This is a genomic window from Micrococcus sp. 63XJN7_6_ISO-PGPR-S23-444 (assembly GCF_058072765.1).
Genome location: NZ_CM176516.1, coordinates 2,346,960 through 2,359,151, shown reverse-complemented (window position 1 = coordinate 2,359,151; position 12,192 = coordinate 2,346,960). Strand labels below are relative to the sequence as shown.

At 74.9% G+C, this 12,192-nt stretch carries 11 protein-coding genes; 8 read left to right on the top strand and 3 right to left on the bottom strand.

The window, feature by feature from the left end:
- Nucleotides 1-26: 26 nt before the first annotated feature.
- Nucleotides 27-1,529: a long-chain-fatty-acid--CoA ligase gene (locus AC3RJ9_RS10860; RefSeq protein WP_489727666.1), complete on the bottom strand. Its 1,503-nt coding sequence runs from the start codon at nucleotides 1,527-1,529 to the stop codon at nucleotides 27-29.
- A gap of 265 nt (nucleotides 1,530-1,794) precedes the next feature.
- Between AC3RJ9_RS10860 and AC3RJ9_RS10855 the strand changes: the two genes are divergently transcribed.
- From AC3RJ9_RS10855 to AC3RJ9_RS10830, 6 genes are all read left to right on the top strand, one after another.
- Nucleotides 1,795-2,856, top strand: a complete 1,062-nt coding sequence (locus tag AC3RJ9_RS10855) for a zinc-binding dehydrogenase (RefSeq protein WP_095346760.1) — start codon at nucleotides 1,795-1,797, stop codon at nucleotides 2,854-2,856.
- A gap of 89 nt (nucleotides 2,857-2,945) precedes the next feature.
- Nucleotides 2,946-3,842: a MerR family transcriptional regulator gene (locus AC3RJ9_RS10850; protein ID WP_489727665.1), complete on the top strand. Its 897-nt coding sequence runs from the start codon at nucleotides 2,946-2,948 to the stop codon at nucleotides 3,840-3,842.
- A 139-nt stretch (nucleotides 3,843-3,981) separates the two neighbouring features.
- Nucleotides 3,982-5,526 (top strand): alanine/glycine:cation symporter family protein, encoded by a 1,545-nt coding sequence (locus tag AC3RJ9_RS10845; RefSeq protein ID WP_489727664.1) that lies wholly within the window; start codon nucleotides 3,982-3,984, stop codon nucleotides 5,524-5,526.
- 98 nt (nucleotides 5,527-5,624) lie between these two features.
- Nucleotides 5,625-6,215: a DinB family protein gene (locus tag AC3RJ9_RS10840; protein WP_010079843.1), complete on the top strand. Its 591-nt coding sequence runs from the start codon at nucleotides 5,625-5,627 to the stop codon at nucleotides 6,213-6,215.
- Nucleotides 6,216-6,226: 11 nt separating this feature from the next.
- The gene (locus AC3RJ9_RS10835; RefSeq protein ID WP_036315583.1) at nucleotides 6,227-6,754 is read left to right on the top strand and encodes a hypothetical protein; all 528 of its coding nucleotides are present in this window, start codon (nucleotides 6,227-6,229) and stop codon (nucleotides 6,752-6,754) included.
- A 188-nt stretch (nucleotides 6,755-6,942) separates the two neighbouring features.
- Complete coding sequence (locus AC3RJ9_RS10830) at nucleotides 6,943-7,773, top strand: alpha/beta fold hydrolase (RefSeq protein WP_123243966.1); 831 nt, start codon at nucleotides 6,943-6,945, stop codon at nucleotides 7,771-7,773.
- A gap of 7 nt (nucleotides 7,774-7,780) precedes the next feature.
- Here AC3RJ9_RS10830 and AC3RJ9_RS10825 read toward each other — a convergent pair whose 3' ends face one another.
- Nucleotides 7,781-8,518 (bottom strand): Pr6Pr family membrane protein, encoded by a 738-nt coding sequence (locus AC3RJ9_RS10825; RefSeq protein WP_020627044.1) that lies wholly within the window; start codon nucleotides 8,516-8,518, stop codon nucleotides 7,781-7,783.
- A 104-nt stretch (nucleotides 8,519-8,622) separates the two neighbouring features.
- Here AC3RJ9_RS10825 and AC3RJ9_RS10820 point away from each other — a divergent pair, with 104 nt between their 5' ends.
- Complete coding sequence (locus AC3RJ9_RS10820; RefSeq protein ID WP_020627043.1) at nucleotides 8,623-9,072, top strand: SRPBCC family protein; 450 nt, start codon at nucleotides 8,623-8,625, stop codon at nucleotides 9,070-9,072.
- A gap of 45 nt (nucleotides 9,073-9,117) precedes the next feature.
- On the opposite strand, the gene AC3RJ9_RS10815 is transcribed toward AC3RJ9_RS10820, so the two are convergent.
- Nucleotides 9,118-10,866 carry an ABC-F family ATP-binding cassette domain-containing protein gene (locus AC3RJ9_RS10815; RefSeq protein ID WP_036315586.1) on the bottom strand — a complete coding sequence of 583 codons (1,749 nt, stop codon included), beginning with the start codon at nucleotides 10,864-10,866 and terminating at the stop codon, nucleotides 9,118-9,120.
- A 61-nt stretch (nucleotides 10,867-10,927) separates the two neighbouring features.
- Here AC3RJ9_RS10815 and AC3RJ9_RS10810 point away from each other — a divergent pair, with 61 nt between their 5' ends.
- A complete protein-coding gene (locus tag AC3RJ9_RS10810) occupies nucleotides 10,928-12,106 on the top strand; it encodes a cystathionine gamma-lyase (protein WP_020627041.1) in 1,179 nt (392 codons plus the stop codon).
- The last annotated feature ends 86 nt before the right edge of the window (nucleotides 12,107-12,192 follow it).

The following is a 12,192-nucleotide window of genomic DNA, read 5'->3' as shown; positions in this document are numbered from 1 at the left end:
GCCCGGCCCGGGCGGTCACCCCGAGCTCACTCCGCCGGCGTCAGTTCCCGCTTGAGGATCTTGCCGGTGGCGGTCTTGGGCAGTCCGTCCCGCACGTTCACGGTGCGCGGGTACTTGTAGGGGGCCACCTGGGACTTCACGTGCTGGATCAGCTCCTCCTCCGTGGCGTGCGCGCCGGGGGCGAGCACCACGTGCGCGGCGACCTCCTGGCCGAGCTCCGGGTGGGGCACCCCCACCACGGCGGCCTCCGCGACGGCCGGGTGCTCGTAGAGCACCTCCTCGATCTCGCGCGGGTACACGTTGAGCCCGCCGCGCAGGATCATGTCCTTCGTGCGGTCCACGATGTAGTAGTTGCCCGCGGCATCGCGCCGGGCGAGGTCGCCGGAGCGGAACCAGCCGTCCTCGGTGATGGCCTGGGCGGTGGCCTCCGGCTTGCCCCAGTAGCCCTTCATCACGTTCTCCCCGCGGATCCACACCTCGCCCAGGGTCTCCTCGTCGCCCTCGGGCACGACGGCCCCGTCCGGCGTCACCAGCTGCAGTTCGCACCCGCGGACGGCACGTCCGATCGAGCCCGGCTGGTGCTCCTCACCCGGATGGTTGAAGCACGCCACAGGGGAGGTCTCGGACAGGCCGTAGCCCTCGAGGATCTCGCAGTCGAAGGTGGCCTCGAAGCGGCGCAGCAGCTCCACGGGCAGGGCGGATCCGCCGGAGACGCCCAGGCGCAGGCTGGCCAGGTCCTCCGGACGGTCCTTGGCCGCGGCCAGCACGGCCCCGTACATGGTGGGCACACCGATGAACACGTCCACCGCGCACTCCCGGACGGTCTGCGCGGCCACGGCGGGATCGAAGCGGGGGATCAACGCCAGGCTGGCGCCCATCGTCACGGGCGCCATGAGCGCGCACGTGAGGCCGAACACGTGGAACAGCGGCAGGCAGCCGAGCACGGTCTCCCCGTGCTGGAGCTGGATCAGCGTCTCCGCCGCGGTGTCCGCGTTGGTGCCCATGTTCCGGTGGGTCAGCTGGGCCCCCTTGGGGCGGCCGGTGGTGCCGGAGGTGTAGAGGATGACGGCGTCGTCCTCGAGGTCCCGCTCGACGGTCTCGGTCACCGGGCCGGGGCTCGCCGCGAGGTGCGGGGCGAGGCCGTCCTCGCCGAGGGTGCGCAGCGGCACACCGCGCTCGCGGGCGCCCTCCACGGCTTCCTCGGACGGCACGGACCACAGCATCGACGCGCCCGAGTCCTCCAGGTAGTACTCGATCTCGCGGCGCTTGAACAGCGGGTTCATGGGGACGACGACGGCGCCCAGCTGCAGGGCCGCGAAGAACACCACCGGGAACGCCGGGATGTTCGGCACCATGAGCGCCACGCGGTCCCCGGGGCCGATGCCCTCCTGCCGCATGAGCCCGGCCAGACGCTGGGACTGGTCCTGCAGCTCCGCGTACGTCATGCGGTTCTCGCCGAGGATCAGGGCGGTGGAGTTCGGGTGCCCGGCGGCGGTGCGCTCGAGACGGGCGGGCAGGGTGAGGGTCACGACGGGCCTCCGAGGGGAGTCGGATGTGATGGGAACCACAGCGTAACGCCCGGCGTCGCTCGTTCGCTGTGAGCCGAGCGGGGTGTGTCGGCCGACCTCACCCCAGCGACATCACCGCGGTTCTGCCCTGCGGTGATGTCGCTGGCGCGCGGTCATCCACCGGCCCCGCCTGCGACGCCGATCTGTCGTCTTCACGGCCCAGGGGCGCAAGACTGTTCCCCGCACACCGCCGCCCGGACCGCCGGGCCAGACCGGAGGACAGACCATGACCGCACAGACCCCCGCCACCGCGGCCATCCCCGAGACGATGAAGGCCGTCATCATGCGCGCGCCGGGCGACGTCGTCGTCGAGGAGGTGGACACCCCGCGCGTCACCCAGCCCACGGACGTGGTCCTGAAGCTGGCCGCCGCATGCGTGTGCGGCTCGGACCTGTGGCCCTACCGCGGCCACAACGACGTCGACCACCGGCGCATGGGCCACGAGTACGTCGGCACGATCGTGGAGAAGGGCGAGGACGTCGCCACCCTCGAGGTCGGCGACTTCGTGATCGGCTCCTTCATGCTCTCGGACAACACGTGCGAGATCTGCCAGGCCGGCTACCAGTCCCGCTGCGTCAACGCCGGCGAGTACACGGGCAGCCAGGCGCAGTACATGCGCGTCGAGCTCGCCGACGGCTCCCTCGTGAAGGTGCCCGGCGGCGAGCCCGCGGACCCGGACCGCCTGGCCGACTACCTCGCCGCCTCGGATGTGCTCGGCACCGGCTGGTACGCCGCCGTCGCCGCACAGGCCGGCCCCGGCAAGACCATCGCCGTGGTCGGCGACGGCGCCGTCGGCCTGTGCGCCGTCCTGGCCGCCAAGACCCTCGGGGCGGAGCAGGTCATCGTGTTCTCCCGCCATGAGGACCGGGCCGCGCTCGCCCGGGAGTTCGGCGCGGACGTCGTGATCGCCGAGCGCGGCGAGGAGGGCGCCGCCCAGGTGCGCGAGCTCACCGGCGGCTACGGCGCGCACGGGGTGTGCGAGGCCGTCGGCACCCAGGGCTCCATGGACCAGGCCCTGGCCTCGGTGCGCCCCGGCGGGTACGTCGGGTTCGTGGGCGTCTCCCACGACCAGACCCTCGACGGCTCCGACCTCTTCGGCCGGCAGATCCACCTCGAGGGCGGGCCCGCCCCCGTCCGCCGCTTCCTGCCCGAGCTGATCGAGCGCATCCAGTCCGGTGAGATCCAGCCCGGCCGTGTGTTCACCGCGCGCATGCCGCTCGACGCCGCCGCCGAGGCGTACCGGGCCATGGACGAGCGCCGCGAGATCAAGGTGCTGCTGGAGGTCTGAGGCCGCCGGTCTCGAGCAGGCTGGGCGACGCTTGACCCTCCCCTTGGGGGAACGCCCACGCTGGGATCACCTGAGAGAAAGGTCGCCCCATGAGCCCCCTGATGACCGTCGGCGAGTTCGCCCTCGCCACCGGACTGAGCGCGAAGGCGCTGCGCTTCTACGACGAGCGCAGCCTCCTCGCCCCCGCCGACGTCGACGCCCACTCCGGCTACCGCCGCTACGCACCCGCCCAGATCCGGACGGCCGCACAGATCCGCGTCCTGCGGGCGGCCGGCCTCACGGTCGACGACGTCCGGTCCGTCCTCGCGGACCCCGCCTCCCTGCCGGCGCGGCTCGAGACACACGCGGCCGAGCTGCGACGCCGCCGCGACCTCGAGGACCGCGCGCTCGCGCTCGCGGCCGCCGGTGTCTACGCGGCCCCGGATCCCGACGACGACGGCGGCCCCGCCCGTCCCGGCCCCGTGGCGGAACGCACGGTCGGGCCGACGCCGTGGGCCGGCGTCGTGCAGCGGGTGGCCCTGGACGAGGCCGGTGAGGAGGGGACCACCGAGCGCGCGAACGCCGCCTTCGCGATGCTGTTCCAGGCGCTCGCGGAGGCGGGGCCGGCACCGGCCGGGCCGCTGTGGACGGCGCTGCGTCCGGTGCCGGGCGCCGCCGACGTCGTGGAGACCGTCCTGGCGGTCCCGCTGAGCGGTCCGGCTCCCGCGGGCCTCAGGGTCGACGGGCACGAGGTGGTGACCGGGACACTGCCACGCCGTGTGGAGCGGTACGTGGACGTGCGGGCCGATGCGGGCGACGTCGACCTCCTCGACGACGCCCCCGGCGGCGCGCTGCCCCATCCGGATCTGCTGGGACTCATGGACGCGTTCGACGTGGACGACGCCGGCGCCGCGCCGGAGATCCGCCAGATCCTCGTGGACCCGGAGGCCGGACACGTCGAGTTGGCGGTGACGGTGCGGGAGGAGGCGGGAGCGGGGCAGGGGTGAGCCGGTGCGGGGGCGGCACGGCGTGTCTGGCCGGCCGACCCTGCCGGTCTCACACAGACCCCCCGGGGGCTCAGGGGTGCCCGGGGTGGCCCGAATGTGATGGAGTGCACGGATCCTGTCCGCGACCTGGGAAGAAGCCATGGAGCAGTTCGTCACCGCCGCCAACTCGATCATGTGGAGCCTGCCCATGGTCGTCGGGCTCCTCGCCCTAGGCCTGTACTTCACGATCCGCATGGCGGCTCCCCAGGTGCGGCTGCTCAGGGACATGGTGGGCCAGCTGGTCAGGGGAGGATCGTCGTCGGCGGGGATCAGCTCGTTCCAGTCGTTCGCCATGGCCCTGGGCGGGCGCATCGGTGTCGGCAACATCGCGGGCGTCGCGGCCGCGATCTACCTGGGCGGCCCGGGCGCGCTGTTCTGGATGTGGGTGACGGCGATCCTCGGCGCCCCCGTGGCGCTCGTGGAGAGCTCGCTGGCGCAGCTCTACAAGCACAAGGTCCGCGGCGAGTACCGCGGCGGGCCCGCGTACTACATCCTCGAGGGGCTCGGCCGGAACTGGCGGTGGCTGGCGGTCGCGTACGCCGCGGCCACCGTGTTCGCGACGGTCTTCACCGGCCCGCAGATCCAGGCCAACGCCGTCACCGCCGCCACGACCGAGGCGTGGGGCTGGAACCCGCTGTGGGTGGGTCTCGGGATGGCCGTGCTGTTCTGCGCGATCGTGTTCGGTGGCATGCACCGCCTGGGCCGCACGGTGGGCCTCGTGGTCCCGTTCATGGCCGGCGCGTACATCCTGGTGGGGCTGCTCGTCGTCGGACTCATGTGGCAGCAGGTCCCCGCGATGTTCGGGCTGATCTTCTCCAGCGCGCTGGGCCTGCACTCGGTCTACGGCGGCATCCTCGGCGCCGCCGTCGCGTGGGGCGTGCGCCGTGCCGTGTACTCCACCGAGATCGGCACCGGTTCGGGCGCCCAGGCCTCGGCGGCCGCCCACGTCTCCCACCCCGTGAAGCAGGGCCTGGCCCAGGCGTTCTCCGCCTACGTGGACACCCTGTTCGTCTGCACCATGACCGGCCTGATGATCCTCGCCACGAACAGCTTCAACGTGCTGGGCCCGGACGAGGAGAGCCTCCTCGCGGAGCACGTGCCCGGCGTCGAGGAGGGCCCGGCATGGGTCCAGATCGCCATCGACGAGGCACTGCCCGCCTTCGGACCGTCCTTCGTGGCGATCGCCGTCTTCCTGTTCTCCTTCACCACCCTGCTCTCCTTCGCGTTCTACGCGGAGACGAACGTCGCCTACCTCATCCCCAACAAGACGGCGCAGCGCGCGGTCATCGCGATCGCCCGGCTGCTGCTGGCCGGCTCCATGGTGTTCGGGTCCGTGCAGAGCTCGGCCCTCGTGTGGGCGTTCGCCGACTTCGGCGTCGGCCTCTACACGTGGGTGAACATCTTGGCGCTCATCCTGCTGAGCCCCGTGGCCATCCGGCTGCTCAAGGACTACGACCGCCAGCGCCGCGCCGGCCAGGAACCCGTGCTGGATCCGCACGCGATCGGCGTCCGCAACGCCCGCCTGTGGGAGCAGATCCACGCGGCGTACCAGCAGACCGGCGACCTCGACCGCGCCATGGAGCACGTCGCCGACACCGCCCCGGACACCCGGGCCATCACCGTGGTCCCGCGCCGGGAGGGCTGAGGACCGACGACGGCGGCCCGGGGCGCCGGACGTCCGCGACGACGTCGGGCCACGGGCCAGGGCCGTCCGCGCGGCCTGAATCCCGGCAGGCTCACCCCATGGACCACAAGGAGATCCTCCATCAGGGGCTGCGCCGGCAGCGCGACGCCCTCTTCGCGAAGCTGGACGGCCTGCCCGAGCGGGAGGTCCGCCTGCCCCGCACCCCCACCGGCACCAACCTGCTGGGCCTGCTCAAGCACGCGGCCACGTGCGAGCTCGAGTACTTCGGCGAGGTCTTCGGCCGCCCCGCCGGCATCCCCCTGCCCTGGGACGCGCCGGGGGTGGGCGAGGAGGACGGCGCGGACCTGTTCGCCGCCGAGGACGAGACCCTCGAGGACGTCCTCGACTACGCGCGGCGATGCTTCGCGCACGCGGACGCGACCATCGAGGCCCTCGTCCTCGACGCGCGGGGGCGGGTCCCCTGGTGGCCCGCGCACCTGGCCGAGGTGACTCTGGCGCAGATCCTCTCCCACGTGGCCCTCGACGCGGCCCGCCATGCCGGCCACGCCGACATCCTGCGCGAGGGGATCGACGGGCAGGCCGGCCTGCGCGGCCCCGGGGACAACCTGCCCGGCTGGGACGCCGAGCGGTGGGCCGCGCACGTGCGGCGGCTCGAGGGGATCGCCCGGGGTGCGGGCCCGGTGCGCTAGCGTCCGCGGTGATGACTCCCCGCTCGCTCGCCGGTCTGGCCCTCACCGTCGCCGCCCTGATGTCCGCCTTCGTGCTGATGGCGCCGACGGCGCCGGGGCTGTTCGTCGGCGTGCTCACGGTGGGGACCTTCGGGTTCGGCCCGTTCTACGGGGAGCCCTCGCGGCAGCTCGTGGACCGGCCGTGGAGGCGGGACACGCGCTGGCGCGATCTCGCCCGCCGGGTCCGCACCGACTGGCTCTCCCGGCAGCTGGGCGCCGTCGGCTGGAACGCGGCCATCAGCCGCCGCATCACCGGCCGGGCCGACCTGCGGCGCATCCGCACCGCCGCCGTGGGCTCCCTCGTCAGCCACGCCGCCTCCGCGGGTCTGCACGCGGTGGCGGGCGTGGCGCTGGCGGCCGTCGGGCATCCGGTCTGGGGCGTGGTCGCGGTGGCCCTGGGGCTCGTGGTGCACGCCTGGCCGGCCCTGCTGCAGGTCTCCGTGCTCGGGCGCATCGACGGACTCCAGACGCAGATCCGCGGGGACCAGCTGCTCTGGTGACCGGCCGGCACCGGGCGGCCCGGCCGAGCACTTTGTGGGCCGAATCCGACGGATGAGCCCCTGAATCGGGCACGGGAGCGTCGCATTCGGCCCGCAAAGCGGTGGGGAGGGGGCAGCGGGGAGAGGGCGGCGAGGAGAGGGCGGCGGGGAGAGGGCGGCACCGCGCGCTCAGCCCTACGCTCGGACCCATGACCGAGCACACATCCGAGCACACCCCCGAGAACCCCCACGTCGTCCGCCGCGGCTCCGGCGTCCCGCTGATCGCGGTGCACGGCAACAGCGTGGACCACCGGCTGCTGCTGCCGCTCGACGACGCCCTCGCCGAGGCCGGGGAGGTCGAGCGGATCTACGTGGACCTGCCGGGCTTCGGCCGGACCTCGGCCCTCCAGGACGACGGCGGCCTCCCCGAGCTCGCCGCCTGGCTCGTGGACTGGATCAGCGCGGAGGTCGGCGAGCGGCCGTTCGCGGTGCTCGGCAACTCCCTCGGCGGCCTGCTCGCCCGGCACGTGGCGGCCGAGTTCGGCGCGCAGGTGTTGGGGCTGGGGCTGCTCGCGCCCGTCGTCGACCCGGACGAGGACCGGCGCACCCGCACCGACCTGGTGGTGCGCGAGCGCGACGACGCCTTCATGTCTACCCTCGACCCCGACGACGCCGCCCCGTTCCTCGAGATGTCCCCGCGGCTGACGCGGGACACGTGGGAGCGGTTCCGCGAGCACGCGCTGCCGGGCGTCCGCGCCGTGGACGAGGAGGCGCTGAAGCGCCTGTCCGCGCGCTACGTCCTGGACGCCGTGCCGGAGGAGGCCGCGCCGCCGTTCGAGGGGCCCGCCCTGATCCTCACCGGCCGGGAGGACCACCTCGTCGGCTACCGGGACCAGGCCGGGCTCCTGGAGCATTACCCGCGCGCCACCTACGCGGCGCTCGACGCCGCCGGCCACAACGTGCACCTGGACCAGCAGGAGGTCGCCGAGGCGCTCGTCCGCGCGTGGGCGGTGCAGGTGGGCCGCGCGGCGTCGGACTGAGGCGGGGTCAGGGGGAGGGACGGGCCTCCACCCGGGCCTCCGCCTCGGCGCCCGCCCCCACCCCGACGCCGGCCCGCGCCAGCAGGCCGTCGGCCACCCGCAGCAGGGCGGCGACCGCCACGAAGAACACGAGGATCGCCACCACGTAGACGGCGACGCCGTCGTAGCCCAGCCGCGGGACGTCCAGGATCGTGTACGGGTACCAGTCCAGCCACGGCCCGCGCAGCAGCGTGAACGCCAGCCAGGCGAGCGGGATGAGCGTGGACAACCACACCACCCGCCACGTGATCTGCCGCCGCGGCCCGAAGACCGCCCACAGCACCGGGGTGAGGATCGGCGTGACGATGTGCTGCAGGGTGTCGTTGAACCGCTCGACGGCGGTCATCGGGTCGGCGTCCCGCAGCAGCACGTTGAACACCACGCCCGTGATCACGATGCACACCACCCCCGTCACCCGCAGCACCCGGAACAGCGTGCCCGGCCGGTGCAGGCGCAGCGCCAGCAGCAGGGACGTCAGCCCCACCAGGAAGTTCGAGAGGAACGTGAAGTACGTGGGCTGGTTGAGCATGTGCTCCCAGCCGCCCTCGAGCACGCCCGCGTAGCCCGCGTCGGCCGGCAGGTCCGAGGACTTCCACGAGCCGATCCACAGTGAGAGCAGGTTGCCGCCCAGGGACAGGGCCGCGGCGACGGCGAAGGCAGGCCGCGCCGTCGTCGTCCAGCGGCCGGAGGGGGTGGGGAGGGTCATGCGCCCATCCTGCCGGAGCGCGACGCCGCCCCCGGTGCACTGGCCGAGCCGCTCGGGCCGGCGGGCGTGTCCCGGCCGGCGGTCCGGACCCTACGCTCGGCACCATGATCCGGACCCCCTGGACCCGCACCCCCGCCGGCGCGAGGCGCGCGCGCCGCCCCCGACAGTTCCGCCGCGTGACGACGACCGGGCCCGCCGCCGTGGACGTGGCCTGGGCCCGCTACGCCGACCTGCGCCTGTGGCCGCGGTGGGCTCCGCAGATCCGCGCCGTGGAGGCGCCACGGCGCCGGCTGCGGGCCGGGCTTCGCGGCGTGGTCCACGCGCCCCTGGGGCTGCGCGTCCCGTTCGTGGTCGAGGAGGTCGACGACGACGCCCGCACCTGGCGGTGGACGGTGCGGGTGGCCGGGACGGCGGTCTCCATGACGCACGACCTCACCGCCACCCCCCGCGGCACCCGGGCGGGGCTGACGGTCCACGGGCCCGCCGTCGTCGCCCTGGCCTACCGACTGCCGGCCCGCGTGGCGCTGCGGCGGCTGTGCCGGGCGCACCTCTGAGGGCGGACCGCCGGGCCGGGCCTGTGGCCAGGGGCCCCGCCCGCCTCACACCGCCGCGGCGTCGGTCCGCAGCTCGACGCGCGGCCAGTCGGCGAGGTCGGCGAGCATCTGCCGGTCGTGGGTCACCACGACGACGGCCTGCTCCGTGACCTGCAGGGCCTCGGTCATCTCGTCCACGAGCGCGGGGGAGAGGTGGTTCGTCGGCTCGTCCAGCAGCAGCACGTGGGGGCGCTCGATGAGCACCATCGCCAGGTGCAGACGGGCCTGCTGCCCCTGGGACAGGCGTCCGACCGGGGTGTCCGCGGCCTCGGCGGTGAGCAGCCCGAGCGAGGGCAGCGTGGGGGCCGGCAGGGGACGGCCCAGGTCGTCGACGCCGGCCTCGTCCGCGCCGACGCGGCGCACGTGCTCCTCGAACACGGCGGCGGCGGTGCGCTCCTCGTCCCACGCGGGGGTCTCCTGCGCCACGAGGCGCACGCGCACGTCGGCGCCCACGGTCACCAAGCCGCTCGTGGGCTCCAGGTCCCCGGCGAGCACGCGCAGCAGCGTGGACTTCCCGGCCCCGTTCGGGCCCGTCACCAGCACGCGGCCGCCCGGCACGAGGGCCGCGCCCATCGGCTGCTCGAGCCGCCCGGCCACGCGCACGGCGTCCGCGGTGAGCAGGACGTCGTCGCCCGCCGTGCCCGGCCCGCCCGCCGTGCCCGCCGCCGCGTCCGCGCCGTCCCGCGGGTCGCCGTCGGGCATGTCCGCGAACGGCCAGTCCAGGCGCAGGGGCGGCTCGGGCACGGTGATCCGGTGCGCCTCCAGCTCGTCGAAGCGCCGGTTGAACATCTGCACGATCCCCGCCGACCGGCTCGAGCGCTGGTGCTTGCCGGTGCCCTTCGGGGGCCGCCACGAGCCCTGCATCTGCTCCCGCGCGTCCTCCACGGCCAGCTCCAGCCGCTCGCGCTCGGCGTTCTGCTCGGCGTACTCCTGCTCCCAGGCGGCCCGGGCGCGGCGGCGCCCCTTCGCCCAGCCGGCGTACCCGCCGGAGTACCGCCGCGGCCGCCCGTCCTGGCTGGGATCCAGGTCCACGATGTCGGTGCACACGGCGCGCAGCAGGGCGCGGTCGTGGCTGACGACGGCGACCCCGCCCGGGTGCTCCACCAGCCGGCGGGTGAGGAAGTCCAGGGCGACGTCGTCCAGGTGGTTGGTCGGCTCGTCCAGCAGCAGCAGGTCCGGACGGGAGCCGAGGGTGACGGCCAGGCGCACCCGGTGGCGCTGGCCGACCGAGAGCGATGTGAGGGGGCGCTCGCGGTCCGTGCACGCGTGCAGCCCCTCGAGGTCCATGTCCACGCGCCGGCCGGCGTCCCAGGCGTCGTAGAGGTGGGCCCGCTCCAGCGCGGTGGAGTACCGGTGTCCGGCGCCGGCGTCGTCGGGGGCCTCGGCCAGGGCGGCCGCGGCGGCGTCCAGGGCCTCGAGTGCGGCGTGCGGGCCCGTGAGGGCGTCGCGGACCAGGTCGCCCACCGTGCGGGAGCGCCCGTCGGCCCGCGCCCGCAGCGCCTGCGGGACGAACGCGAGCGTGCCCGCCCGCGTCACGCGGCCGACGTCGGGCGTGATCCGGCCCGTGAGCACGTGGAGCAGCGTGGTCTTGCCGCGCCCGTTCTCACCCACGATCCCGAGCCGCGAGCCGGCGTTGATCCGCACCGTGGCGTCCGTGAGCACGCGGTGCCCGCCGAGCGAGACGGTCAGGTGCTCGCCGCGCAGGTGGGCGGCGGGCCCGGCGGGCAGGGCGGGGGAGGGAGGGCCGGAGGTCATGTCCGCCAGTCTAGGGAGGGGGCGCGCTGCCGCGTCCGGGGTCGGGACTACGCTCGGGGCCATGTCCGCCGCCCCGCCGCCGCCCGCCTTCGGCACCGTCCTGCACCACCGCGCCCACGGGATGGCCCCGGGGGAGTCCATCTCCCCGCCGCTGGTCCACGCGAGCGCGTTCCACCTGCCCGGCGCGGACCCGGACGGCGCCCCCACCGCCCCCGGCGCGGACGTGCCTTTCCAGTACGCGCGCTGGGCCACGCCCACCTGGTCCGCGCTCGAGGCCGCCCTGGGCGCGCTGGAGGACGCCGACGTCGCCGTGGTCCCCTCCGGCATGGCCGCGATCGCCGCCGTCCTGCTGCCCCTGCTGCACCCGGGGGACCGCGCCCTCCTGCCCGCGGACGGCTACGGGCCCACCCGCGCCCTCGCCGCCGAGCACCTCACGCCCCGAGGCGTGCACGTGGACCTGGTCGCCACCCAGGGGCTCGCCCATGCGGACCTGAGCGGCTACGACCTGGTGCTCGTGGAGACCCCCTCCAACCCGGGGCTGCGCGTGGCGGACCTGGCGGACGTCGCCGCCCGCGCCCACGCGAACGGCCGCCGGGACGGCGCGGGGGCCCTCGTGGTGGTGGACAACACGCTGCTGACCCCCCTGGGGCAGCGCCCGCTGGAGCTGGGGGCGGACGTGGTCGTGGCCTCGGACACGAAGGCCGTCAACGGGCACACGGACGCCCTCGGCGGGCACGTGGCCAGCCGGGACCCGCAGGTGATGGCGCGGGTGCGCGGCTGGCGGACCCTGGCCGGCGGGATCCTGGGCACCCACGAGGCCTGGCTCATCCACCGCGGTCTCGAGACCCTCGAGGTCCGCTTCGCCCGGATGTGCGCCTCGGCGCAGGCGGTCGCGGAGCTGGCCGCGGGCCACCCAGCGGTGCGCGCCGTGGTCTACCCGGGGCTGGCGGACCACCCGGACGCGGAGGTCGTGGCGCGTCAGATGACGGCGGCGGGCGGCCTCGTCGGGCTGCGGTTCGCGGACGCGGCGGCGGCCGAGCGGTTCATCGCCGCGGCGCAGTACGTGGTGCCGCAGACCAGCTTCGGCGGCACGCACACGGCGGCCGAGCGCCGCGCCCGCTGGGGCGACGACGTCCCGGACGGTTTCGTGCGTCTGTCCGTGGGCGTGGAGCCCACCGCCGAGCTGCTGGCCGACCTGGAACGCGCGATGACCGCCGCGGGCGGCGGGCCGACCGCCTGACCCGCGCCCTCCGCACTTTGTGGGCCGAATACGACTCTCCCGGGGGCTCTGGGGCCCGGGAGAGTCGTATTCGGCCCTGAAAGTGA

Bases quoted from the DNA above. Each gene is read 5' to 3' on its own strand.
- AC3RJ9_RS10840 (WP_010079843.1), top strand. From the start codon at position 5,625: ATGGACCACAAGGAGATCCTCCATCAGGGGCTGCGCCGGCAGCGCGAC.
- AC3RJ9_RS10825 (WP_020627044.1), bottom strand. From the start codon at position 8,518: ATGACCCTCCCCACCCCCTCCGGCCGCTGGACGACGACGGCGCGGCCT.
- AC3RJ9_RS10835 (WP_036315583.1), top strand. From the start codon at position 6,227: ATGACTCCCCGCTCGCTCGCCGGTCTGGCCCTCACCGTCGCCGCCCTG.
- AC3RJ9_RS10845 (WP_489727664.1), top strand. From the start codon at position 3,982: ATGGAGCAGTTCGTCACCGCCGCCAACTCGATCATGTGGAGCCTGCCC.
- AC3RJ9_RS10855 (WP_095346760.1), top strand. From the start codon at position 1,795: ATGACCGCACAGACCCCCGCCACCGCGGCCATCCCCGAGACGATGAAG.
- AC3RJ9_RS10820 (WP_020627043.1), top strand. From the start codon at position 8,623: ATGATCCGGACCCCCTGGACCCGCACCCCCGCCGGCGCGAGGCGCGCG.
- AC3RJ9_RS10830 (WP_123243966.1), top strand. From the start codon at position 6,943: ATGACCGAGCACACATCCGAGCACACCCCCGAGAACCCCCACGTCGTC.
- AC3RJ9_RS10815 (WP_036315586.1), bottom strand. From the start codon at position 10,866: ATGACCTCCGGCCCTCCCTCCCCCGCCCTGCCCGCCGGGCCCGCCGCC.
- AC3RJ9_RS10810 (WP_020627041.1), top strand. From the start codon at position 10,928: ATGTCCGCCGCCCCGCCGCCGCCCGCCTTCGGCACCGTCCTGCACCAC.
- AC3RJ9_RS10850 (WP_489727665.1), top strand. From the start codon at position 2,946: ATGAGCCCCCTGATGACCGTCGGCGAGTTCGCCCTCGCCACCGGACTG.